General features: G+C 59.8%; 19 protein-coding genes. 13 read left to right on the top strand and 6 right to left on the bottom strand.

All coding sequences use genetic code 11. The features are described from left to right. Positions 1–167: 167 nt before the first annotated feature. The 5 genes from ACP7BO_RS16460 (at position 168) to ACP7BO_RS16440 (ending at position 5,622) form a co-directional block, all read left to right on the top strand. Positions 168–1,523 carry a M16 family metallopeptidase gene (locus ACP7BO_RS16460; RefSeq protein ID WP_060696570.1) on the top strand — a complete coding sequence of 452 codons (1,356 nt, stop codon included), beginning with the start codon at positions 168–170 and terminating at the stop codon, positions 1,521–1,523. Then, positions 1,516–3,006 (top strand): M16 family metallopeptidase, encoded by a 1,491-nt coding sequence (locus ACP7BO_RS16455; protein WP_426211494.1) that lies wholly within the window; start codon positions 1,516–1,518, stop codon positions 3,004–3,006. Before ACP7BO_RS16460 ends, ACP7BO_RS16455 begins: the two co-directional genes overlap by 8 nt. Beyond that, the gene (gene rsmD, locus ACP7BO_RS16450; protein ID WP_060696568.1) at positions 3,006–3,614 is read left to right on the top strand and encodes a 16S rRNA (guanine(966)-N(2))-methyltransferase RsmD; all 609 of its coding nucleotides are present in this window, start codon (positions 3,006–3,008) and stop codon (positions 3,612–3,614) included. The genes ACP7BO_RS16455 and rsmD overlap by 1 nt, the downstream gene beginning before the upstream one ends. A gap of 179 nt (positions 3,615–3,793) precedes the next feature. After that, on the top strand, positions 3,794–4,783 hold the full coding sequence (locus ACP7BO_RS16445) for a hydrolase (protein WP_426211730.1): 990 nt from the start codon (positions 3,794–3,796) through the stop codon (positions 4,781–4,783). After that, a complete protein-coding gene (locus tag ACP7BO_RS16440; protein WP_426211492.1) occupies positions 4,783–5,622 on the top strand; it encodes an AraC family ligand binding domain-containing protein in 840 nt (279 codons plus the stop codon). The genes ACP7BO_RS16445 and ACP7BO_RS16440 overlap by 1 nt, the downstream gene beginning before the upstream one ends. 45 nt (positions 5,623–5,667) lie before the next feature. Here ACP7BO_RS16440 and ACP7BO_RS16435 read toward each other — a convergent pair whose 3' ends face one another. Together ACP7BO_RS16435 and ACP7BO_RS16430 are read right to left on the bottom strand one after the other, a co-directional pair. After that, positions 5,668–6,522: a sulfurtransferase gene (locus tag ACP7BO_RS16435; protein ID WP_426211490.1), complete on the bottom strand. Its 855-nt coding sequence runs from the start codon at positions 6,520–6,522 to the stop codon at positions 5,668–5,670. Positions 6,523–6,552: 30 nt separating this feature from the next. Beyond that, positions 6,553–7,221 carry a TetR/AcrR family transcriptional regulator gene (locus tag ACP7BO_RS16430; RefSeq protein ID WP_397455472.1) on the bottom strand — a complete coding sequence of 223 codons (669 nt, stop codon included), beginning with the start codon at positions 7,219–7,221 and terminating at the stop codon, positions 6,553–6,555. Between the two features lie 167 nt (positions 7,222–7,388). Here ACP7BO_RS16430 and ACP7BO_RS16425 point away from each other — a divergent pair, with 167 nt between their 5' ends. The 5 genes from ACP7BO_RS16425 to ACP7BO_RS16405 all read left to right on the top strand — a co-directional run bounded on the left by ACP7BO_RS16425 (position 7,389) and on the right by ACP7BO_RS16405 (position 12,040). Beyond that, positions 7,389–8,819: a coniferyl aldehyde dehydrogenase gene (locus ACP7BO_RS16425; protein ID WP_426211488.1), complete on the top strand. Its 1,431-nt coding sequence runs from the start codon at positions 7,389–7,391 to the stop codon at positions 8,817–8,819. A 12-nt stretch (positions 8,820–8,831) separates the two neighbouring features. Beyond that, positions 8,832–9,377 (top strand): twin-arginine translocation pathway signal protein, encoded by a 546-nt coding sequence (locus ACP7BO_RS16420; RefSeq protein ID WP_426211486.1) that lies wholly within the window; start codon positions 8,832–8,834, stop codon positions 9,375–9,377. A gap of 117 nt (positions 9,378–9,494) precedes the next feature. Continuing rightward, positions 9,495–11,090 (top strand): GMC family oxidoreductase N-terminal domain-containing protein, encoded by a 1,596-nt coding sequence (locus ACP7BO_RS16415; protein ID WP_426211484.1) that lies wholly within the window; start codon positions 9,495–9,497, stop codon positions 11,088–11,090. 115 nt (positions 11,091–11,205) lie between these two features. Further along, positions 11,206–11,688, top strand: coding sequence for a pantetheine-phosphate adenylyltransferase (gene coaD / locus ACP7BO_RS16410; RefSeq protein ID WP_004419754.1), 483 nt, complete (start codon positions 11,206–11,208; stop codon positions 11,686–11,688). A gap of 100 nt (positions 11,689–11,788) precedes the next feature. Continuing rightward, on the top strand, positions 11,789–12,040 hold the full coding sequence (locus tag ACP7BO_RS16405; RefSeq protein ID WP_004419756.1) for a YfhL family 4Fe-4S dicluster ferredoxin: 252 nt from the start codon (positions 11,789–11,791) through the stop codon (positions 12,038–12,040). Positions 12,041–12,157: 117 nt separating this feature from the next. Here ACP7BO_RS16405 and mutM read toward each other — a convergent pair whose 3' ends face one another. Together mutM and ACP7BO_RS16395 are read right to left on the bottom strand one after the other, a co-directional pair. Further along, on the bottom strand, positions 12,158–12,970 hold the full coding sequence (gene mutM / locus ACP7BO_RS16400; protein WP_426211480.1) for a bifunctional DNA-formamidopyrimidine glycosylase/DNA-(apurinic or apyrimidinic site) lyase: 813 nt from the start codon (positions 12,968–12,970) through the stop codon (positions 12,158–12,160). 17 nt (positions 12,971–12,987) lie between these two features. Further along, positions 12,988–13,800, bottom strand: coding sequence for an HDOD domain-containing protein (locus ACP7BO_RS16395; RefSeq protein WP_171970568.1), 813 nt, complete (start codon positions 13,798–13,800; stop codon positions 12,988–12,990). A 201-nt stretch (positions 13,801–14,001) separates the two neighbouring features. On the opposite strand from ACP7BO_RS16395, the gene ACP7BO_RS16390 reads away from it, so the two are divergent. Then, positions 14,002–15,198 (top strand): class I SAM-dependent rRNA methyltransferase, encoded by a 1,197-nt coding sequence (locus ACP7BO_RS16390; protein WP_004419762.1) that lies wholly within the window; start codon positions 14,002–14,004, stop codon positions 15,196–15,198. 131 nt (positions 15,199–15,329) lie between these two features. Here the strand turns inward: ACP7BO_RS16390 and ACP7BO_RS16385 are convergent, their stop codons facing one another. Further along, positions 15,330–17,024 (bottom strand): DUF4153 domain-containing protein, encoded by a 1,695-nt coding sequence (locus tag ACP7BO_RS16385; RefSeq protein ID WP_426211478.1) that lies wholly within the window; start codon positions 17,022–17,024, stop codon positions 15,330–15,332. Between the two features lie 335 nt (positions 17,025–17,359). Here ACP7BO_RS16385 and ilvD point away from each other — a divergent pair, with 335 nt between their 5' ends. Then, positions 17,360–19,207 carry a dihydroxy-acid dehydratase gene (gene ilvD / locus ACP7BO_RS16380; protein ID WP_397455465.1) on the top strand — a complete coding sequence of 616 codons (1,848 nt, stop codon included), beginning with the start codon at positions 17,360–17,362 and terminating at the stop codon, positions 19,205–19,207. A 481-nt stretch (positions 19,208–19,688) separates the two neighbouring features. Here ilvD and ACP7BO_RS16375 read toward each other — a convergent pair whose 3' ends face one another. Then, complete coding sequence (locus ACP7BO_RS16375; RefSeq protein WP_426211475.1) at positions 19,689–20,744, bottom strand: haloacid dehalogenase-like hydrolase; 1,056 nt, start codon at positions 20,742–20,744, stop codon at positions 19,689–19,691. Between the two features lie 218 nt (positions 20,745–20,962). Between ACP7BO_RS16375 and ACP7BO_RS16370 the strand changes: the two genes are divergently transcribed. After that, on the top strand, positions 20,963–22,354 hold the full coding sequence (locus ACP7BO_RS16370) for an L-cystine transporter (RefSeq protein ID WP_060696555.1): 1,392 nt from the start codon (positions 20,963–20,965) through the stop codon (positions 22,352–22,354). The last annotated feature ends 69 nt before the right edge of the window (positions 22,355–22,423 follow it).

Here is a 22,423-nt window from a genome sequence, read left to right as displayed (position 1 = left end):
GGGATATATTCACTCTTCCAGGCTGGCTCCTATACTGCCCGATCAATCGTCGTCTGATCGTCAAAGGCCTGATAGGCGTGGCCGCCAGTAAAACGGATCAGTATCCTAGCACCTCCTCACCCGCTGACGCTAAGGCCAAGCGGGCAGCCCAACAGGTTTAAAAACGAATGAATGCTCTAGCCCGCCGCGCTGCTGGCCTGTTGCTCAGCACAGTTTTGCTCCCGCTTTCGGCCCTGGCGGCCGATCAGCAACCGACCCACGAGTTTCGCCTGGACAATGGCCTGAAGGTCATCGTGCGCGAAGACCATCGCGCGCCAGTTGTGGTGTCCCAGGTCTGGTACAAGGTCGGCTCCAGTTACGAGACACCCGGCAAGACCGGCCTGTCCCACGCTCTTGAGCACATGATGTTCAAAGGCAGTAACAAGGTCGGCCCCGGTGAAGCCTCATTGATCCTGCGCGACCTCGGCGCCCAGGAAAACGCTTTCACCAGCGATGACTACACCGCCTATTACCAGGTATTGGCCCGCGACCGTCTGGGTGTGGCGTTCGAGCTCGAAGCCGACCGCATGGCCAGCCTTCGCTTGCCACCTGAAGAGTTCAAGCGCGAGATCGAGGTCATTAAAGAAGAGCGCCGCCTGCGTACCGACGATCAACCGATGAGCAAGGCCTTCGAACTGTTCAGCGCCATGGCCTACCCGTCCAGTGGCTACCACACGCCGACCATCGGCTGGATGGTGGACCTGGAGCGCATGAGCGTTGGCGAACTGCGCGCCTGGTATGAAGAGTGGTACGCACCGAACAACGCCACCCTGGTGGTGGTGGGAGACGTAACACCGGATGAAGTCAAAGCCTTGGCCCAGCGCTATTTCGGCCAGGTGGCCAAACGCGAAGTGCCTGTGGCCAAAGTCCCGCTGGAACTGCCAACCCCCGGTGAGCGCCTGCTCAAGATCCACGTGCAGACCCAACTGCCAAGCCTGATCCTGGGCTTCAACGTGCCAAGCATTGCCACCGCCAAAGACCCGGTGACTGCCAACGCCCTGCGCCTCATTTCGGCACTGCTGGACGGTGGCTACAGCGCACGCATGCCAACCCAGCTGGAGCGCGGCGAAGAACTGGTATCCGGCGCTTCGTCCAATTACAACGCCTTCACCCGTGGCGACAGCCTGTTCATGCTTTCGGCGATGCCCAATAGCCAGAAGAAGGTGACCCTGGCCCAGGCCGAAGCCGGCTTGTGGCGCATGCTCGATGACCTGAAAAAGACCCCGCCATCGGCACAGGAACTGGAGCGCGTACGCGCCCAGGTGATCGCAGGCCTGGTTTATGAGCGCGACTCGATCACCAGCCAGGCCACCTCGATTGGCCAGCTGGAGACCGTGGGCCTGTCGTGGAAGCTGATGGATACCGAGCTGCAAGACCTGCAAAAGGTCACTCCGGACGATATCCAGCAAGCCGCCCGTACTTATTTCACTCGCGACCGCCTCAGCGTTGCGCATGTACTGCCCGAGGAGAAAACCCATGAGTGAGCGTAAAGGTTCCCGCTACGCCCTGCTCGGCCTGAGCGCTGCAATACTGGCCGGCTTACTCGGCTACTATTTCGTCAGCCCCTCGGTCTCCGTGGCCAGCCAGGCAATGGATCAGGCCAAGGCCGAGCACAAGCTCGAATCTCTGGCCGAACTGGACGGCAAGGCACCCAGCCATCGCGCATTAAATGTACAAACCTGGAAAACCGCCGAAGGTTCCAAAGTTCTGTTCGTTGAAGCCCGCGAGCTGCCGATGTTCGATCTGCGCCTGACCTTCGCCGCCGGCAGCAGCCAGGACGAAAACACCCCGGGCCTGGCACTGCTGACCAACGCCATGCTCAATGAGGGCGTGGCAGGCAAGGACGTCGGCGCCATCGCCCAGGGCTTCGAAAGCCTGGGTGCGGATTTCGGCAACGGGGCCTATCGCGACATGGCCGTAGTGTCATTGCGCAGCTTGAGTGACCCGGCCAAGCGCACACCAGCGCTCAACCTGTTTGCCGAAGTTGTTGGCAAGCCAACCTTTCCTGCCGACTCTCTGGCACGGATCAAAAACCAGTTGCTCGCCAGCTTTGAATACCAAAAGCAGGACCCGGGCAAGCTGGCCAGCGATGAACTGTTCAAGCGTCTGTACGGCAATCACCCTTACGCCCACGCCAGCGATGGCACCGCTCAAAGCATCGCTGCGGTGACCATCGATCAGCTCAAGGCGTTCCACAACAAGGCTTACACCGCCGGCAACGCGGTGATTGCAATCGTTGGCGATCTGTCTCGCGCAGAAGCCGAGGCCATCGCCGCTCAAGTATCCGCCGCGCTGCCTAAAGGCCCTGCAGTCGCCAAAACCGTACAGCCCACCGAACCCAAGGCCGGCGAAACCCACATCGAATTTCCGTCCAAGCAGACCCACCTGCTGTTGTCCCAGCTGGGCATTGACCGCGACGATCCGGACTATGCCGCACTCTCACTGGGTAACAGCATCCTCGGTGGCGGTGGCTTCGGCACGCGCCTGATGACTGAAGTACGCGAGAAACGCGGCCTGACCTACGGCGTGTACTCCGGCTTCAGCCCGATGCAGGCTCGCGGGCCGTTCATGATCAACCTGCAGACACGTGCCGAATTGAGCGAAGGCACGCTCAAACTGGTGCAAGACATTTTGACCGACTACCTGAAAAATGGTCCGACGCAAAAAGAACTCGACGATGCCAAGCGTGAATTGGCGGGCAGCTTCCCGCTGTCAAATGCCAGCAACGCGGCAATCGTCGGCCAACTGGGCGCAATGGGCTTCTATGATATGCCCCTGGACTATCTGGAAACCTTCATGCAGCAGTCCCAAAGCCTGACTAAAGAGCAGGTCAAGGACGCCATGAACAAGCACCTGAGCGCCGACAAACTGGTCGTAGTGACCGCCGGACCAACTGTGCCGCAAAAACCACTGCCACCTCCTACCGATAAACCTTCAGAGCAACCTCTTGGGGTTCCGGAGCATTAATGGCAAAGCCTAAAAACACATCGCACTCGGGTGCTGGTCAGTTACGCATCATTGGCGGGGAATGGCGCAGCCGCAAGCTGGACTTCCCCCACGTAGAAGGTCTGCGCCCGACGCCGGACCGTGTACGTGAAACCCTGTTCAACTGGCTGACCCCGGACATCGTCGGCGCCAAGGTGCTGGACGTGTTTGCCGGCAGCGGCGCGCTGTTCCTGGAGGCACTGTCACGCGGCGCAGCCAAGGGCGTGGCCCTGGACAGCAACCGCGATGCGATTTCCAACATCCGCGAAAACATGGGCATCCTGCGCTGCACCACCGGTGAAGTTCAGCAAACCAATGCCCTGAACTACCTGGCAACGCCTGCGACCGAAGTGTTTGACGTGGTGTTCCTCGACCCGCCCTTCAACCTGGACCTGCTCAAGCCTGCATGCGACCTGCTGGAACAGAACGGCTGGCTGGCTGAAAACGCCTGGATCTACACCGAAAGCGAGCGCCGTCCTTCGGAGCTGGGCTTGCCTGCCAACTGGCGCCTGCACCGTGAACAAAAGGCCGGCGGCGTGAATTACGCCCTGTGGGAGCGCGAAGCAGCGCCAACAGCCGCCGCCGAGTAACAAGCCATGCACCACGGGGTTTATTAAACCCCGTGGTGCATCAGGCCCCTTCGCAGCCTCACACCTCGTCAGCGACTACAGGCCCGGGCCGCTGTTGTGGCAAGCTAGCCCAATCCTGCATCAGTTAGCGTAAGAGAATTTCCGTGCCCTGCGTCCCTGTATCTCCTCCTGAATCCTTCATGGCGGCCCATGGCCTGCGCAACCCCCATTTACAAACGCTGTGGGGGCCGCTGTGGCGCACCCGCCCGGTGGTTGAACACCGCCGCGAGCGCCTGTGGCTGGCAGATGGTGACTTTCTCGATCTGGACTGGCACGGCGCACCTTCATCCGATGCGCCCATAGTGCTGGTATTGCATGGGCTGACCGGCTCATCGGCTTCACACTATGTCGCCGGCCAGCAACGGGCCCTTGCCACGCAAGGCTGGACCAGTGTCGCCCTGAACTGGCGCGGCTGCTCCGGCGAGCCGAATCTGCTGGCGCGCAGTTATCACTCCGGCGCCAGCGAAGACCTGGCGGCAGCCGTGGCCCATTTGCGCGCCACGCATCCTCTGGCGCCGCTGTATGCGGTGGGCTACTCGCTGGGAGGCAACGTACTGCTCAAATATCTGGGTGAAAGTGGCAGCGAGAGTGGCTTGCAGGGCGCGGTGGCAGTGTCGGTGCCGTTTCGCCTCGACCAGTGCGCCGACCGGATTGGCCAGGGTTTCTCCAAGGTCTACCAGGCACATTTCATGCGTGAAATGCTGGTGTATGTCACCAACAAGCAGCGTCAATTTCGCCACGATGCCCGGCATGAGCCGCTGGCCACGCTGGAAAACCTGGGCTCCATAAAATCGCTGCGCAAAATGCGCACCTTTTGGGAGTTCGATGACCGGGTCACGGCACCGCTCAATGGCTACCTGAATGTCGATGATTACTACCGCCGCGCCTCAAGCCGGTATTTCCTGGGCGCCATCAACACTCCCACGCTGATTATCCACGCCGAAGACGACCCGTTCGTGTTCAAACACAGTATCCCCGAGGCCAGCGAACTGTCGGCATGCACCACACTTGAGTTGCACGCCAAAGGTGGCCATGTCGGGTTTGTCGAAGGCTCCCTGAAAACCCCGGGTTATTACCTCGAACGGCGTATCCCGCAATGGCTGGCGGCCCTCAGGCCCGGATCGGCGTAATGAGCAGCGAGCAGGGTGAGTCGATCCGATTCTGGCAAACGCCACCGCTGACAGGTGTCGAATTGCTCACCGCGCGCTACATCGAACACCGCTTCGTACCCCACGTGCATGATGGTTTTGTGATCGGCATGATCATGGACGGTGCCCAGCGCTATCGCTATCGCGGGGCTGAACATCTTGCTTGCTCCGGCACCCTGGTGCTGATCAATCCGGACGAAGTGCACAACGGGCACAAAGGCCATGAGGCCGGCTGGCGCTACCGGGCGTTCTATCCCGACAACGCGCAACTGCACAGCCTGCTGGAAGAACTCGGATTGCCTGGCATGCACCTGCCGACCTTCAATGACACCCTGATTCACGACCCGGACCTGTTCAGCGGCTTGTGCCAGCTGCACCAATTGCTCGAAGGCCCGGAGTCGGCACTGCATCAACAAACGGTCTGGCGGCAAATGATGCTGGCGCTGCTCAATCGCCATGCCCGCCTGCCAATGCCGGCCAGGCCGGGCATTGAACATCGTGCCGTACGTCAGGCCAAGGAGCTGCTGCAAACACGTCTCGCCGAACCGCCCTCCCTGGAACAGCTGGCAGCAGCGGTCAATCTCTCGGCGTTCCATTTAGCCAGGGTGTTTCAACGCGCGACGGGCATGCCACCGCACACCTGGCTGATGCAGCAACGTATTGCCCACGCCCGCGCCTTGCTGAAAAAGGGTTGTTTACCGCTGCAAGTGGCTACGCAATTGGGTTTTGCCGATCAAAGCCATCTGAGCCGGCAATTCAAGAAGGTGTACGGCGTTGGCCCCGGTGCCTATCGCGCAGCCAGTGCCAATAAACACCCGTAGTCGCTGCCCAGGCACGAAGGCTGCGACTACGGTACAGAGCGGGCATCAATCGCCGGTAGCAATGCCCCGCTCAGGGTCGTTGATCCATTCGCTCCACGAGCCCGCATAGAGTTTACCCAGCGGATAACCGGCCAACCCCAGCGCAAACAGGTTGTGGCACGCCGTCACGCCGGAGCCGCAATAGGCCACCAGCTCTTGCGCAGAACGACCGGCGAGTTGCTCGGCAAAGCGCTTTTTGAGTTGATCAGCAGGTAAAAATTGCCCGCTGCTGTCGAGGTTTTCGCTGAACGCTGCACATTGCGCACCCGGAATATGCCCGGCAACAGGATCGATAGGTTCAACCTCGCCGCGAAAGCGTGGTCGGGCACGGGCGTCGATCAAGGTCAGGCCCGGATCACCCAGGCGCTTTTGCAAGTGCTCGGCATCCACCATCAAACGCTTGTCGAGCTTGCCTTCCAGGTTGCCACGCGGCTTGACCACAGCATCCAGACTGAGCGGGAAACCTGCGCCATGCCAGGCCTTGAGGCCGCCATCGAGGATAAACACGCCGTCGCGCTTGCCCAGCCAGGCCAGCAACCACCATGCCCGGGCGGCATAGACCCCCGGACCGTCGTCATAAAGCACCACATCGCTGTCGTCATTGATGCCCCATGCGCGCAGTCGTTCCAGTAACACCTGTGGCTCGGGCAACGGATGGCGACCAGTGACACCTTTGATCACGGGGCCGCTCAAATCACGTTCAAGGTCAGCAAATTGCGCACCGGCTATATGCCCTTCGGCATAGCTGCAACGGCCATAGTCCGGGTCTTCAAGGGCGAAACGGCAATCCAGAATAACCAGACCGGGCAGCTCCTGGCGTTCGCTCAGGGCTTGGGGGCTGATCAGTTGCGCGACGGGCATAGGGAACTCCTGTGAGGGGGTGAAATGCATTTATTGAACGTGCAGCGCGTGCTCCAGCGGGACGTAGTAGTCCTTGATCAGTTCATCGAAGTCTGCTCGGCCCTGAGCGGTGACAAATCCCGATTCCAGGACCAGCAGTTGATACACCCCGCGCTTGATGGCCTGCTCACTGAGCTGATCGTTGTTCTCCCGGGTAGTACACAGAAAACTGACCCATGAGGTGAGAATGATCCACGCATTGAGGGTCAGCGACTCGATTTGCAGGGGGGTCATGCACATGAGCCCGGCATCGACAAAACCGCGATAAATTGCTTGTGCCTGATGCAGACAGTTCTGGGAAAAGACCCGGTAACGGGCTGCAAGCTCACTGTCGCTGTGCAGCAAGTGCTCGATATCACGGTACAAAAAGCGATAGCGCCACATGGCGTCCAGCAACTGCTGCAAGTAATGGCGCTTGTCTTCAACACTGGCCATACGCCCTTCGGGCGGGCGCAGAAACCTCAACACCAGCGCCTCATACTCGCTGAACAACACCGAGATGATCGCCTGCTTGTTAGGGAAGTGGTAATACAGATTGCCCGGAGAAATTTCCATGTGCGCGGCAATGTGGTTGGTACTCACACTGCGCTCGCCCAGCTGATTGAACAGCTCAAGGCTGCTGTTGACGATGCGCTGGCTGGTTTTTATTCGTGGGGCCATGGGCTTCTTGGGCTTTAATGAAAAAACGAAAGACATCTTACGACCTTACCCGCCATCGTTAAACCTCACGGGTAACAGCCCCTGATTGACAGCTTAGAGCATAGGCTCTAAAAGCATTGCTGCTCTCTAATAAAAATAACCAACACGCCATCCGCCCGGAGCAAACCATGTCTGTCGACAGTGTCCACCGCCAAGACGCCCCAGCCGTACTGAGCGATCTCCAGTCCCTGCTCGACACACAGCGTCTGGCTTACGCAGCTCATCCCTGCCCGCCCCTGGAACAGCGCCAGCAATGGTTGAAAAGTCTGCGCAGGTTATTGAGTGATGAGCGCGAAGTCCTGATCGACACCATCAGCCAGGATTTCAGCCACCGCAGCCCTGACGAAACCCTGTTTGCCGAGCTGATGCCCAGCCTGCACAGCATTGATTACACCCTTAAACACCTCAAACGCTGGATGAAGCCTTCGCCGCGCAGCGTGGGCCTGATGTTCCAGCCCGCGAGCGCCAGCGTGATCTATCAACCACTGGGCGTGGTCGGCATTATCGTGCCGTGGAACTACCCGCTCTACTTGGCTATAGGGCCACTGATCGGGGCATTGGCGGCGGGCAACCGGGTAATGCTCAAACTCAGCGAGTTCACCCCGGCCACCGGCCACTGGCTCAAGGAATTGTTGGGGCGCATCTTCCCCGAAGACATGGTGGCCGTAGTGCTGGGTGAAGCCGATGTCGCGGTGGCGTTCTCGGGCCTGGCATTTGATCACTTGCTGTTCACCGGCTCGACCCACGTGGGCAAGCAGGTCATGCGTGCAGCGGCCGAACACCTGACCCCGGTCACCCTTGAACTGGGCGGTAAATCGCCGGCTATCGTGTCTGTCGATGTGCCACTCAAGGATGCCGCCCAACGCATTGCCTGGGGCAAGACCCTGAACGCCGGGCAAACCTGCATTGCCCCGGATTACGTGCTGGTCCCGCAAGATCGGGTCGATGGCTTTGTTCAGGCCTATCGCCAGGCCGTGCACAGCTTTTATCCGACCCTGATCGACAACCCGGACTACACCGCAATCATCAACGAGCGCCAGCTGGCGCGGCTTGAACGGCTGCAAATCGACGCCACACTGAAGGGCGCACGTCTGGTCCCGCTGTACGATCAAGGTCAGGGTCGGCGTATGCCCCACGCCCTGCTGCTGGATGTAAACGACGAGATGCAGGTCATGCAGGACGAGATCTTCGGCCCGTTGCTCCCCATCGTGGCCTACAGCGATTTGCAGCAAGCACTGGATTACATCAACGCCAGACCGCGCCCGCTGGCGCTGTACTACTTCGGCTACAACAAGGCTGAGCAGCAGAGGGTCATTCAGAACACCCATTCCGGCGGCGTGTGCATCAACGAAACACTGCTGCATGTGGCCATCGACGACTTGCCGTTTGGTGGCGTCGGGCATTCCGGCATGGGCCACTACCATGGTCACGAAGGCTTTTTGACCTTCAGCAAAGCCAAGGGCGTACTGGCTAAACAACGCCTGAATGGCTCGCTGATGATTTACCCGCCTTATGGCCGCCAGCTGGTACGTCTGATCCAGAAGCTGTTTATTCGCTAGCCGGGGTGGCCCATGCCTGAATTAAGCGTTGAGAAGCTTGTGCTGTCGCGTCGGGGTGCCCTGAAAATCGGCCTGTGTGCCAGCGCATTGCTGGTTACCGCCGGGCTGGGTGCCAGCCTCAGTGGCTGCTCGGCCAGCAGCAGTGCCTCAGGCTTTACCATTTTGCGCAGCAGTGATCTGATTTTTTTGCGCGCACTGATCCCGGTGATGCTGGCGGGCAGCGTGGACGCCCCGGCGCTTCCCGGTGCGGCGGATGCCACGCTGCATCAACTGGATAACAACCTCAATCACTTGTCACCGGAACTGCTCAAGCTGACTCAACAACTGTTCGATGTGCTGGCCCTGCCGGTAACACGCGGTCCGTTGACCGGGGTCTGGAGCAGCTGGGCAAGCGCCAGCCCCGAACAAATCAGTGACTTCTTGCAGCGCTGGCAAAACAGCAGCCTGAGCCTATTGCGCATGGGCCATGGCTCGCTGGTGCAACTGGTGATGATGAGCTGGTACGAACGCCCCGAATCCTGGGCTGCGTGCGGCTATCCCGGCCCGCCAAAGATCTGACTGCGCCCATAAAACCTGTAGGAGCGAGCTTGCTCGCGAGCTCTTCGTCGCCGCGCTTAACAGCTCGCGAGCAAGCTCGCTCCTACAGACAACCTATTGCCACCATGGAAGTCCTTTATGCCCGTACCTGATCCGTTCCGCGAAGGCATGGCCCGAGGCTGGAAAACCCGGGATGGCTCGCAACTCGACAGCGACCTGACGCTCGACGCCGATGTAGTGATCGTCGGGAGCGGTGCCGGCGGCGGGACGACGGCCGAGATTCTTAGCGCCGCGGGGTACAAGGTTCTATTGATTGAGGAAGGCCCCCTCAAAACCAGCAGTGATTTCAAACTGCTCGAAGCCGATGCCTACTCGAGCCTTTATCAGGAGGGCGTCGGGCGCATGAGCAAAGACGGCGCCATCAGCATCCTCCAGGGGCGGGCAGTGGGCGGTACGACCCTTGTCAACTGGACCTCAAGTTTTCGCACCCCTGCACCAACCCTGGAGCATTGGGCCCGCGAACACTCGGTGACAGGCCTCAGCGACGCCGAGATGGCGCCCTGGTTCGAGCAAATGGAACAACGTCTTGGCGTCGCACCCTGGCGGGTTCCGCCCAACGCCAATAACGAGGTGATCCGCAACGGTTGTGAAAAGCTCGGCTACAGCTGGCATGTGATCCCGCGCAATGTGCGCGGTTGCTGGAACCTGGGCTATTGCGGCATGGGCTGCCCGACCAATGCCAAACAATCGATGCTGGTGACGACTATCCCCGCAACCCTGGAACAAGGCGGCGAGCTGCTGTACCTGGCCCGCGCCTGGCGGCTGCTGATCAGCGGCGACAAGGTCACAGGGCTGGAGTGCCAGGCCATGGACAACCGCTGCGTGGCGCCCACGGGCCGCACAATAACGGTCAAGGCCCAGCACTATGTGCTGGCCGGCGGCGGCATCAATACCCCCGGCCTGCTGCTGCGATCAGACGCGCCCGACCCCCACGGCCGAGTCGGCAAACGTACGTTTCTGCACCTGGTCAACTTCTCTGCGGCGCAGTTTCCTGCTGCCATCAATCCGTTTTACGGCGCCCCGCAATCGATTTACTCCGATCACTTTCAATGGCAAGACGGCACCACCGGGCCCATGGGCTACAAACTCGAAGTACCGCCACTGCACCCGGCCCTGGCCGCCACGCTATTTGCCGGCTTCGGCCAAACCAGCGCCGGGCACATGGCGCAACTGCCCCATACCCATATGATGCTGGCGTTGATGCGCGACGGTTTTCATCCCGACAGCCCCGGAGGCAGTGTCGAGTTGCGCTCAGATGGCAGCCCGGTACTCGACTACAGGCTCACGCCCTACGTCTGGGAAGGCCTCAAACGCGCCCTCCACAGCATGGCCGAGATCCAGTTTGCGGCAGGCGCCAGCGCCGTCATGCCACTGCACAGTGATGCGCGGTACATGAACAGCCTTGCCCGGACACGTGATCAAATCGACAGTTTGAGCCTTGAGTTGTATCGCACCCGGCTTGCCAGCGCCCATGTGATGGGCGGCTGCGCGATGGGCGAGGATCCGCAGATGGCCGTCACCGACAGCCTTGGGCGTCATCATCAACTGCGCAATCTATCGGTCCACGACGGCTCTTTATTCCCCACCAGCATTGGCGCCAACCCGCAATTATCGGTGTACGGGGTCACGGCCAAACTGGCAACACAGCTGGCCGCACGCCTGAAAAATCCGTGAAAAAGTAGTTATTTGGCTACGTCTATAGTGCTTTCTTCTGCGAATGGCGACTTGGCCGACCGGGAATGCTGCGATACCATCCGACTCCCCAACGGATTCCCGCCAGGACGACGCGATGAACCGAGTGTTGTACCCAGGTACATTTGACCCTATTACCAAGGGCCATGGCGATCTGGTCGAACGCGCCTCGCGCCTGTTCGATCACGTGATCATTGCTGTCGCTGCCAGCACCAAAAAAAACCCGCTATTCCCTCTGGAACAGCGTGTGGAGCTGGCGCGTGAAGTCACCAAGCACCTGCCCAATGTGGAGGTAGTCGGCTTCTCGACACTGCTCGCGCACTTCGCCAAAGAACAGAACGCCAATGTCTTTCTGCGTGGCCTGCGGGCCGTGTCGGACTTCGAATACGAGTTCCAGCTGGCGAACATGAATCGCCAACTGGCCCCCGACGTCGAAAGTCTGTTCCTCACGCCGTCAGAGCGTTATTCGTTCATTTCGTCGACATTGGTGCGGGAAATCGCAGCATTGGGTGGCGATATCAACAAATTCGTTCACCCGGCCGTAGCCGATGCCCTCACCGAGCGCTTTCGCAAGAAGTGACCGCTGAAGCGGCGCCCGCGTGCACTGCGGGCGCCAATGCGGCACAATTGCCCGCATTCGATTTCAGTTGCCCGGGCCGCGCGCCCCGGCAGGAGTACCCATGTCCCTGATCATCACCGACGATTGCATTAACTGCGACGTCTGCGAACCCGAGTGTCCGAACGCTGCCATTTCCCAGGGCGAAGAGATCTACGTGATCGACCCGAACCTGTGTACCCAATGCGTGGGCCACTACGACGAGCCGCAATGCCAGCAGGTTTGCCCCGTTGACTGCATTCCCCTGGATGAAGCCCACCCGGAAACCGAAGAACAGCTGATGGCCAAATACAAGGCAATCACCGGCAAGGCCTGACCTTGTCAGCCATTGTTTCCATGCGCCGAACCTGAAAAGCCACAGTGCCTGAATCGCCGGCAACCCAGCTCCCACATCGATAAACAGTGTGGGGGTCGGCTTGCCGGCGATTGCGTGTCAGCTCTGGCAACGCGGGCAGAATACGCTGGCGCGCTGGCCCAGTTTGACCTCGCGCAGCTCGGTGCCACAGACCTTGCAGGGCTGGTAGCCCCGCCCGTACACAAACAGTTCTTGCTGGAAGTAGCCGGGCTGCCCGTCGCCACCGATAAAATCGCGCAAGGTGGTGCCACCGCGCTCGATTGCCGCCGCCAGAATCCGCTTGATCTCGATTGCCAGCTTCAAATAACGCGCCCGGGAAATGCTTTTGGCCTCGCGACGCGGATCAATGCCCGCGGCAAACAGGGCTTCTGTCGCGTAGATATTGCCCACGCCCACCACCACTGCGTTGTCCATGATGAACGGCTTGACGGCCATCGAACGCTTGCGCGACAGCTGAAACAGCCGGTCACCGTCAAACAGATCAGTCAGGGGCTCAGGCCCCAGTCGCAGCAGCAATTCATGGTTCAGCGGGTCCAGGCTCCAGAGCATCGCCCCGAAACGCCGCGGGTCGGTGTAGCGCAATGCCAGGCCGGATTCCAGTTCAATGTCCACATGCTCGTGCTTGGCCGCAGGCAGCCCGGCTTCCACCAGGCGCAGGTTGCCCGACATGCCCAAATGGCTGATCAGCGTCCCGACCTCGGCGTTAATCAGCAAATACTTGGCGCGCCGCTCGACCAGCACGATCTTTTGCCCCGACAGACGCACATCAAGGTCTTCCGGGATCGGCCAGCGCAAACGTCGCTCGCGCACAATCACCCGGCTGACCCGCTGACCTTCAAGGTGCGGTGCAATCCCCCGGCGGGTGGTTTCGACTTCAGGTAATTCAGGCATGGGAGGCTCCTGCGAAACTAGTGGGCACCCAGCTCGCGAATGCTTTCTTTAAGGTTGTCAAAGTCGTAATCGGACAGGCCAATGTAGTCCAGTACCAGGTGCCTGATGCTGTCCCACTCATGGTCTTCACGCTGGTTGCCCAGCACTGTGTGCGAGGCACAAATATGTTCGGCCATCTTGAGGATCGCCAGCAGGTTTTTAAGCTGGCTGTTGCGCGAAGAGTCGTCACTGAAAATCGCCAGCGCATTGTGGTGATTGGCAATCGCCTCTGTCAGATGCACCGGCAAACGCCAGGACTTGGCCGTGTAGTAGCCGACTACCGCATGGTTGGTATTGAAGTGCCGGTTTTCAGTGTCGACCACACGGCTGCCGGTCCCGGCATTGGCGTAGCCCTGCTCCAGTACCCGCATGTAATCCGGGAAGCGCTTGAGCATCAACGGGATGCCGCAATCGTGAAACAGCCCCAGGGCGTAGGCTTCATCCAGAGCCTGGGTGCCGGTGCGCTTGGCCAGGGTCAGGCTGGTCATTGCCACGTCCTGGGCCGTGTCCCAAAACCGGTTAAGGGTCACGATGGTGTCGTCTGTCATCTCGCCCTTGATCGACTGTGCGTTGATCAGGTTGATCACGGTCCGGCTGCCGAGCACCGTGACGGCACGGCGGATCGAGGCGATCTTGTTGCTCAGGCCGTAATACGGCGAGTTGACGATTTTCAGCAGTGCGCCGGACAGCCCCGGGTCTTGAGCTATCAGGCCGGCGATCACTTCCAGGTCCGGGTCCGGCATGTATTGCTCCATCTGCAAATCCACCATGATTTGCGGTTGGGGCGGCACGCTGATGCCTTGCAGGGCGAGGCTGATCTGTTCCGATGAAAGCTCTGGGGGCATAACGACGCACTCTGAATTGGACGGCGAGTCTAGCGGAAATTTCTGGCCATTTGCGCACGTAATCCGACGCAATACCGCGAATCAGCTGAGCTTGAAGGGAGCGTCTAAGGCTATAATCGCGCCCTTTTCAATACCCGGAGCGACGTCATGTCCCTGCCAAGCCTGCGCCTTAAAGCCAATGCCGATCGACGCCTGCGCGCCGGCCACTTGTGGGTCTACAGCAACGAAATTGATGTAGCCAACACCCCCCTTCACGGCTTCAAGGCCGGCGACCAGGCCGTTCTCGAAACAGCCGGCGGCAAGCCGCTGGGCATCGTTGCCATGAGCCCGAACAACCTGATCTGCGCCCGCCTGCTGTCGCGCGACATCAAATTGCCGCTGGACAAGTCCCTGCTGGTCCATCGCCTGAACATGGCCTTGTCCCTGCGCGAGCGCCTGTTCGACAAGCCTTACTATCGTCTGGTATTCGGCGATTCCGACCTGCTGCCAGGTCTGGTCGTAGACCGTTTCGGCGACATTCTGGTGGTTCAGCTGGCCTCAGCCACCATGGAACAGCACAAAGACGACGTGATCGCGGCACTGGTACAAGTCATCAAGCCAAGCGGCATTCTGTTCAAGAACGACTCGGCGGCCCGTGATGCCGAAGGCCTTGAGCGTTATGTTGAAACCGTCTTCGGCCTGGTGCCGGAGTGGGTTGCGCTGGAAGAGAACGGCGTGAAGTTCGAAGCACCGGTCATGGCCGGCCAGAAAACCGGCTGGTTCTACGACCACCGCATGAACCGCGCCCGCCTGGCACCGTACGTTAAAGGCAAAAAGGTTCTGGACCTGTTCAGCTACATCGGTGGCTGGGGTATTCAGGCTGCCGCTTTCGGCGCCAGCGAAGTGACCTGCGTCGACGCATCCTCGTTCGCCCTGGACGGTGTTGAGCGCAACGCTGCGTTGAACGGTTTTGCCGAGAAAGTCACCTGCATGGAAGGCGACGTTTTTGAAGCCCTGAAAGAGCTCAAGGCCAACGAAGAGCGTTTCGACGTGATCGTGGCCGATCCTCCGGCCTTCATCAAACGTAAAAAAGACCTGAAAAACGGCGAAGGTGCTTACCGTCGCCTGAACGAGCAAGCCATGCGCCTGCTCAGCAAGGACGGGATTCTGGTCAGCGCATCGTGCTCGATGCACCTGCCAGAAGACGACCTGCAGAACATTCTGCTGACCAGCGCCCGTCACCTGGATCGCAACATCCAGCTGCTGGAACGCGGCGGCCAGGGCCCGGATCACCCGGTGCACCCGGCAATTGCCGAAACACGCTACATCAAGAGCATCACCTGCCGTTTGCTGCCTAACAGCTAACACGCCTGAATCGCTGGCAAGCCAGCTCCCACAGTGGAAATGCCCTGAGCATATCTTGTGGGAGCCGGCTTGCCGGCGATGACTCAACATCCTGCCTCGCCGCAAGTCCGGCTCCCACAGGGTTGTCCTTGTTAAGGCTGCGGCGTTGTATCCAGCTTCGGGTTCAGCTCTTGATCGCCAGTCTGCAGCGATTGATAACGCGGCTTCACCACTTTCACCTTCCCTTCACGAATCTGTTCAATCATCTCCAGCGGGTTGTCCACACCTTCATAGGCGCCTGTGCGCTGCCATTTGCCTTGGGTGTCACGCTTGAAGAAGTACAGCGCATCCGACCACTTGTATTTGGGCAGTTGCAGCACTTCGTCCTGCCCGTCCTGATCCAGATCGACTGCCCACATGGCACATCCCGGGTACAAACAGCCCTGACCGCCAATTTTTGCGTCGTTGAACTGTTCGCTGCCTTCCACGGCAGGCCCGACCCACTCCAGAAGCCGTCCATCGGACTCCCGCTCAGCTTTGCCGGCTTGCGCATCCTTGAGCCGTTTCAACAAAACCTGCCGCGCGGGTTCTGCCAGCACCCTGCCCTGCTCGACCTGCTCCAGCAATGCCTCAAACGCCTGCTTGCCCGGTGGGCCCAACCGATAGCGCAAGGTGTCTGCATCAAAGGTCTCAACCGGGCTTTTGGCCTCAAGCACGCGCTTTACCTGATTACTGGCGCTGATCTGCAACGGGCTGAACCACGGGGTATGAATCGCCAGCAGCAACACCACGCTGATCAACGCAATCAGCGGGTTGCTGATGCGCAAGCTCCACAACCACTGGCGCTGAGGCACCACCACCGCCCAGGCGGCGGCAAGGGTATGCGCCAACATCACGGCCACCAGCAACATGGCCAGAATACGGCTGGGCGTGAGACCGTATTGCTCAATTCGTAGCCAGCTCGAATACCCCGCCAGCACCACCAGTACCGGCAAGCACAGCAGGCACAGGTCCACTATGCCCAACAGCCATCGCGGATAACCGCTGCTCTGTTCACCGACCTGGAACACGCCGTTGAGCAGAAACAGATTGGCTGCCACCAGGCACAGCATGATCGGCGTTGAATAGCCGGTGGCCCAAATGGGCTGCAAGCCGGTGAATGGCAGGGCGAAGGTGAAGACAATGGCAATCAGCGAACTCAGGGGCAGCAGGAAGCGGCACAAGGTCAGCAAAATCCCGCGCAACAACCCGATCACACGATCGTTGTCGCGTCCCATCTGCAGGCCCAGGGCGAGCACCATCATTGAACTGACACAGATAAACCCGGTGGTCGAAAACAACTGATTGAGGGCCACAATCCCGAGCATCTTGAACAGGCTGCCCCACAACAGCAGCAGCGCCCAGAACACGCCATTCAACAGCAAGCCCAGCAACACGATAAACACCGTGTCCCAAGCGTGGCGGAACAGGTCTTCGTAACGCGGGAAGCGCCCTTCGCGGCTCGGCCAGCTGAGAATGAAAGCCGTCACTATGTAAGTGACCACCACCGCAAAGCAGACCCAAGTGCCGGTCAGCCAGTTACTGGGGCGCGAACTGTCGCCGCCCTCCCAGAACACCCAGGCACTGATTGCGCTCACCACCACCGTCAGCCCGAGCACCAGCCAAGCTGTGCCGCGCTCACGCACGCTTGGCCCCAGCAGCAACAGGTTGATACCACCGACCAATGCCGCCGTGGCCAATGCGAACCTGATTCCCGGCTCGGTCAGATAACTCGCCAGCCACAGCAGCAGCCCTTGCGCCAGGCCAATGGCCAGGCAGGTTCGCACGGATCGGGTGAGGGTCAGCATGCAAATGTCCTTATCGAAAAATTAAGCCTGCACTCTAAATCATGCCTGCACTTTATAGCCTGAACGCCGCAGATGCCTGCCGACCCGCCAAATGCAATGACTCCTCGCTCAGGCAGCCAACCGTCTACCCCATTCCCTCACGCCGCCAGCCGTGTAGAATCGACGGATTCATCGCCAATCATCCCCGGCGGGTTTATGAGCTCAGGCCCTGACGCGCGGCGATCCCGCAGCGTTAACGGCAGCTTGCTGACACGTAGTCATTTTCTGTGTAGTCCGCCAGTCATTAGAAGCTCACTTCCCTGTTTGTTACCTGATTAGCCGCCCGGAGTTGTTCCATGCCTGACTATCGTTCGAAAACCTCCACCCACGGCCGCAACATGGCCGGTGCCCGCGCTCTGTGGCGCGCCACGGGGATGAAAGATGCCGACTTCAAGAAGCCGATCATCGCTATTGCCAACTCCTTTACCCAGTTCGTACCCGGCCACGTCCACCTCAAGGACATGGGGCAACTGGTAGCCCGCGAGATCGAACGCGCTGGCGGCGTTGCCAAAGAATTCAACACCATTGCCGTGGATGACGGCATCGCCATGGGCCATGACGGCATGCTGTATTCGCTGCCGAGCCGCGAGATCATCGCCGACTCCGTCGAGTACATGGTCAACGCTCACTGCGCCGACGCCATTGTGTGCATTTCCAACTGCGACAAAATCACCCCTGGCATGCTGATGGCCTCGTTGCGCCTCAACATCCCGGTGATTTTCGTTTCCGGCGGGCCGATGGAAGCGGGCAAAACCAAGCTCGCCAGCCACGGTCTCGACCTGGTAGACGCCATGGTCATCGCCGCCGACTCCAGCGCTTCTGACGAGAAGGTTGCCGAGTACGAGCGCAGCGCCTGCCCGACGTGCGGTTCGTGCTCCGGCATGTTCACCGCCAACTCGATGAACTGCCTCACCGAAGCTCTGGGCCTGGCTCTGCCGGGCAACGGCTCGGCACTGGCAACCCACAGTGACCGCGAGCAACTGTTCTTGCAGGCCGGCCGCACCATCGTCGACCTGTGCCGTCAGTACTACGTCGAAAATGACGAGTCGGTATTGCCGCGCAACATTGCCAACTTCAAGGCGTTTGAAAACGCCATGACGCTGGACATCGCCATGGGCGGTTCGACCAACACCATCCTGCACTTGCTGGCCGCTGCCCAGGAGGCCGAGATCGATTTCGACCTTAAAGACATCGACCGCCTGTCACGCCACGTGCCGCAGCTGTGCAAAGTGGCGCCGAACATCCAGAAGTACCACATGGAAGACGTGCACCGCGCAGGCGGCATTTTCTCCATTCTCGGCTCACTGGCCCGGGGCGGTTTGCTGCACACCGACCTGCCGACCGTGCACAGCAAGACCCTGGCCGAAGGTATCGCCAAATGGGACATCACCCAGACCGACGATGAAGCTGTTCACACCTTCTTCAAGGCCGGCCCGGCCGGTATTCCGACGCAAACGGCGTTCAGCCAGTCGACCCGCTGGGAAACCCTGGATGACGACCGTGAAAACGGCTGCATCCGCAGTGTTGAGCACGCCTACTCGCAAGAAGGCGGCCTGGCCGTGCTGTACGGCAACATTGCGCTGGATGGCTGCGTAGTCAAAACCGCAGGCGTTGACGAGTCGATCCACGTGTTCGAAGGCAACGCCAAAATCTTCGAAAGCCAGGACAGCGCCGTGCGCGGCATTCTGGCTGACGAAGTCAAAGCCGGTGACATCGTGATCATTCGCTATGAAGGTCCAAAAGGCGGCCCGGGCATGCAAGAGATGCTCTACCCGACGTCCTACCTGAAATCCAAAGGCCTGGGCAAAGCCTGTGCCTTGCTTACCGACGGCCGTTTCTCGGGCGGTACTTCGGGCCTGTCCATCGGCCATGCTTCGCCAGAAGCTGCTGCCGGTGGCGCGATTGGTCTGGTGCAGGACGGCGACAAAGTGCTGATCGACATTCCGAACCGCTCGATCAACCTGTTGATCAGCGACGAAGAAATGGCCGCACGCCGCGCCGCCCAGGACAAAAAAGGCTGGAAGCCGGTAGAAGTGCGCCCACGCAAGGTCACCACGGCCCTCAAGGCCTACGCCTTGCTGGCCACCAGTGCCGACAAAGGCGCGGTACGTGACAAAGCGCTGCTGGACAAGCTGGTGCCATAAACCGACGCGTCAAACAAAAATCCCGGCCATGTGCCGGGATTTTTTATGCCCGATACAAATCCATTTGCGGGAGCCGGCTTGCCAGCGATAGCAGCACGCGACCCGATCGCCCGAATCGCTGGCAAGCCAGCTCCCACAGGGAGGGCAGAGTCCCTGCTTTTATATTCAGGATAAATCCACTGTGGGAGCCGGCTTGCCGGCAATAGCAGCACGCGACCCGATCGCCTGAATCGCTGGCAAGCCAGCTCCCACAGGGAGGGCAGAGTCCCTGCTTTTATATTCAGGACAAATCCACTGTGGAAGCCGGCTTGCCGGCGATAGCAGCACCGCGACCCGATCGCCTGAATCGCTGGCAAGCCAGCTCCCACAGGGTAGGCAGAGTCCCTGCTTTTATATTCAGGACAAATCCACTGTGGGAGCCGGCTTGCCGGCGATGCGGATCGATTCAAGCCAGCTACTCCCAAAGGGTTGTGCAAGCCTGTTACTGGATCTGGTCCGGTTTGACGATCACCCAGTTCTTGTCCGCCGTGACCGGCAACCCTTCCTTGGCCTGCGCCGCAGCGTTCTTGGCCATCATGCCTTCCAGCTGGGTCATGTATTTGTCCTTGCGGTTGATCCACAGATGAACCCCGCCCTTGGCCACGTCCACCCCGTGAAACAACATGTAGCCGTCACTGCTCGGGGTATCGCCACCCACCAACACAGGTTTTTTCCACTGGTCGATGTAGGTCAGGATCGCCGCCTGTTTACCCGCCATCCAGGTCGCCGGGGTCCAGAGGTAAGGCGTGAGTTCCAGTCCGAGATTGGCCTTTTCGTTGTAGGTGCCTGCGCTGATCTGTTTACGCGCGGTGGTCAGCTCGCCGGTCTTGCGGTCCTTGAGCAGGGTGCTTACGCCAATCACATTTTGCGGTTTAACGTTGTAGCCGTACTTGGGGTCTGCCGCGACCATGCGCACCAGCTCTTCCGAGGCGGCCGTCATCACGTACACCTCAATGCCGTTCTCCATCAATTTGTTGAACAGCTCGACCTGGCCGGTAAACACCTTGGGCGGCTGGACCTCGGACGTCTTGATCGTGTCGCCTTCAAAGTAAGTCACCGGCACCGGCTTGCCCGAGGCCATCAGCTCATCCACGTAGCCCTTGAGTTGCTGCAGGGTGAACCCGGAAAACACCTGTGCCACCCATGGATAGCAGACCATGTCGTCCACTTCACACAAGCGGTAGTAGTAGCTGAACAGGCTTTCCTTGTGGTCGGCCGTGTCTTTAAAGGGGATCAGCTTGAGCGAGGGGTCGAGGCTGTCACGGGTGATCAGGCCGCGGTTTTCCATATAGGGCAGCAGCACTTCTTCCAGATCGTTGCGATAACTGGTGTTGTCCATGTCAAAGACTGCAAAGTTACCCTTGTTCGCATTTGCCGCGATCATGGCCTCCAGTTGTTTGGCCTGATCAGCCGGCCAGTGCTTCAAGTCCGTGGCCATGGCCTGACCGGCAAGGCCCAGACACAGGGTTGCAGCGATCAACTTTATGCTCAGGTTCATCAGCTATGCTCCTATTTAAAGGCATCGACGCTATCAAACCTGCGTGACAGTTTTAACGCGAGCACGACAGCTGACGTTCTAATCGCGGCACTCGCTTATTCCCAAAACCAAGGTAGTCATTCCACAACGGTATATTTGTAGATATATCAACCTGTTAGGATTTCCGGTTCGAAATCGCTACAACCCAAGACTGGTACAAGTCGTCCCTCGGAGCTTTCATGAATTTCCCGCTGATCCTCAATCTGCTGGTGTTCCTCGCGTTGCTGTTCGGCTTGTCGCTGACCCGCCACACCGCGTGGAGCCTGGCGAAAAAAGTCTTGTTGGCGCTGGTTATCGGCGTGCTGTTCGGCCTGGGCCTGCACCTGGTCTATGGCGCCGACAGCCCGACCTTGAAGACCTCCATCGGCTGGTTCGATCTAGTCGGCAGCGGCTACGTGCAACTGCTGCAAATGATCGTGATCCCGCTGGTGTTCGCCTCGATCCTCAGCGCCGTGGCGCGCCTGCATAACGCCTCGTCACTGGGCAAGATCAGCTTTCTGACGATTGGCACACTGCTGTTCACCACCATGATCGCAGCGCTGGTCGGGATCGGCCTGACCAACCTGTTCGGCCTGACGGCTGACGGCCTGGTCGCGGGTGCCGCTGAAATGAGCCGCCTGCAAGTGATCCAGAGTGATTACGCGGGCAAGGTTTCCGATCTCAATGTGCCGCAACTGCTGCTGTCGTTCATTCCGCAGAACCCGTTTGCCGACCTGGCCCGAGCAAAGCCGACGTCAATCATCAGCGTGGTGATTTTCGCGGCCTTCCTGGGGATTGCCGCACTGCAACTGTTCAAGGACGAGCCGGAAAAAGGCGGAAAAATCCTCAGCGCTATCGACACCCTGCAAGCCTGGGTGATGCGTCTGGTGCGTCTGGTGATGAAGCTGACCCCCTACGGCGTGCTGGCCCTGATGACCAAAGTGGTCGCCACATCCAACCTGCAAGACATCATCAAGCTCGGCAGTTTTGTGGTGGTGTCCTACATCGGCCTGGCGCTGATGTTTGTGATCCACGGCGTGATCGTGTCGGTATCCGGGGTTAACCCGCTGCGCTTCTTCCGTAAGGTCTGGCCGGTACTGACATTTGCCTTCACCAGCCGTTCGAGCGCGGCCAGCATCCCGCTGAGCATCGAAGCGCAAACCCGTCGCCTGGGGATTCCGTCCTCGATCGCCAGCTTTGCCGCCTCGTTCGGCGCCACCATCGGTCAAAACGGCTGCGCCGGTCTGTACCCGGCCATGCTGGCGGTGATGGTTGCACCGACAGTGGGCATCAACCCGCTGGACCCGGTGTGGATCGCGTCGCTGGTAGCGATTGTGACTTTGAGTTCGGTTGGCGTGGCAGGCGTGGGCGGCGGTGCAACCTTCGCCGCCCTGATCGTGCTTCCGGCCATGGGCTTGCCGGTGTCGCTGGTGGCGTTGCTGATTTCGGTCGAGCCGTTGATCGACATGGGCCGTACGGCACTCAACGTCAGCGGTTCGATGGTAGCCGGTACGGTGACCAGCCAGATCCTGCACCAGACCGACAAGGCCATTCTGGCTGAAGACGATCACGGTGATCTGGCGCACGCCTAAACACCGCATCACCCTTACCCCTGTAGGAGCGTCGGTCGACGCTCGATTGCTCGCGAGCTTTTCAAGAGC

The sequence above is a fragment of the Pseudomonas sp. TWR2-1-1 genome (assembly GCF_049897045.1).
Taxonomy (GTDB): Bacteria; Pseudomonadota; Gammaproteobacteria; order Pseudomonadales; family Pseudomonadaceae; genus Aquipseudomonas; species Aquipseudomonas versuta.
The sequence above is the reverse complement of the archived record's forward strand: the minus strand, read 5'-3'. Positions and strand labels throughout refer to the sequence as shown.

Excerpts from the sequence above, each read along its gene's own strand:
- ACP7BO_RS16460 (WP_060696570.1), top strand. The coding sequence starts at position 168 with ATGAATGCTCTAGCCCGCCGCGCTGCTGGCCTGTTGCTCAGCACAGTT.
- ACP7BO_RS16455 (WP_426211494.1), top strand. The coding sequence starts at position 1,516 with ATGAGTGAGCGTAAAGGTTCCCGCTACGCCCTGCTCGGCCTGAGCGCT.
- rsmD (WP_060696568.1), top strand. The coding sequence starts at position 3,006 with ATGGCAAAGCCTAAAAACACATCGCACTCGGGTGCTGGTCAGTTACGC.
- ACP7BO_RS16445 (WP_426211730.1), top strand. The coding sequence starts at position 3,794 with ATGGCGGCCCATGGCCTGCGCAACCCCCATTTACAAACGCTGTGGGGG.
- ACP7BO_RS16440 (WP_426211492.1), top strand. The coding sequence starts at position 4,783 with ATGAGCAGCGAGCAGGGTGAGTCGATCCGATTCTGGCAAACGCCACCG.
- ACP7BO_RS16435 (WP_426211490.1), bottom strand. The coding sequence starts at position 6,522 with ATGCCCGTCGCGCAACTGATCAGCCCCCAAGCCCTGAGCGAACGCCAG.
- ACP7BO_RS16430 (WP_397455472.1), bottom strand. The coding sequence starts at position 7,221 with ATGGCCCCACGAATAAAAACCAGCCAGCGCATCGTCAACAGCAGCCTT.
- ACP7BO_RS16425 (WP_426211488.1), top strand. The coding sequence starts at position 7,389 with ATGTCTGTCGACAGTGTCCACCGCCAAGACGCCCCAGCCGTACTGAGC.
- ACP7BO_RS16420 (WP_426211486.1), top strand. The coding sequence starts at position 8,832 with ATGCCTGAATTAAGCGTTGAGAAGCTTGTGCTGTCGCGTCGGGGTGCC.
- ACP7BO_RS16415 (WP_426211484.1), top strand. The coding sequence starts at position 9,495 with ATGCCCGTACCTGATCCGTTCCGCGAAGGCATGGCCCGAGGCTGGAAA.
- coaD (WP_004419754.1), top strand. The coding sequence starts at position 11,206 with ATGAACCGAGTGTTGTACCCAGGTACATTTGACCCTATTACCAAGGGC.
- ACP7BO_RS16405 (WP_004419756.1), top strand. The coding sequence starts at position 11,789 with ATGTCCCTGATCATCACCGACGATTGCATTAACTGCGACGTCTGCGAA.
- mutM (WP_426211480.1), bottom strand. The coding sequence starts at position 12,970 with ATGCCTGAATTACCTGAAGTCGAAACCACCCGCCGGGGGATTGCACCG.
- ACP7BO_RS16390 (WP_004419762.1), top strand. The coding sequence starts at position 14,002 with ATGTCCCTGCCAAGCCTGCGCCTTAAAGCCAATGCCGATCGACGCCTG.
- ACP7BO_RS16385 (WP_426211478.1), bottom strand. The coding sequence starts at position 17,024 with ATGCTGACCCTCACCCGATCCGTGCGAACCTGCCTGGCCATTGGCCTG.
- ilvD (WP_397455465.1), top strand. The coding sequence starts at position 17,360 with ATGCCTGACTATCGTTCGAAAACCTCCACCCACGGCCGCAACATGGCC.
- ACP7BO_RS16375 (WP_426211475.1), bottom strand. The coding sequence starts at position 20,744 with ATGAACCTGAGCATAAAGTTGATCGCTGCAACCCTGTGTCTGGGCCTT.
- ACP7BO_RS16370 (WP_060696555.1), top strand. The coding sequence starts at position 20,963 with ATGAATTTCCCGCTGATCCTCAATCTGCTGGTGTTCCTCGCGTTGCTG.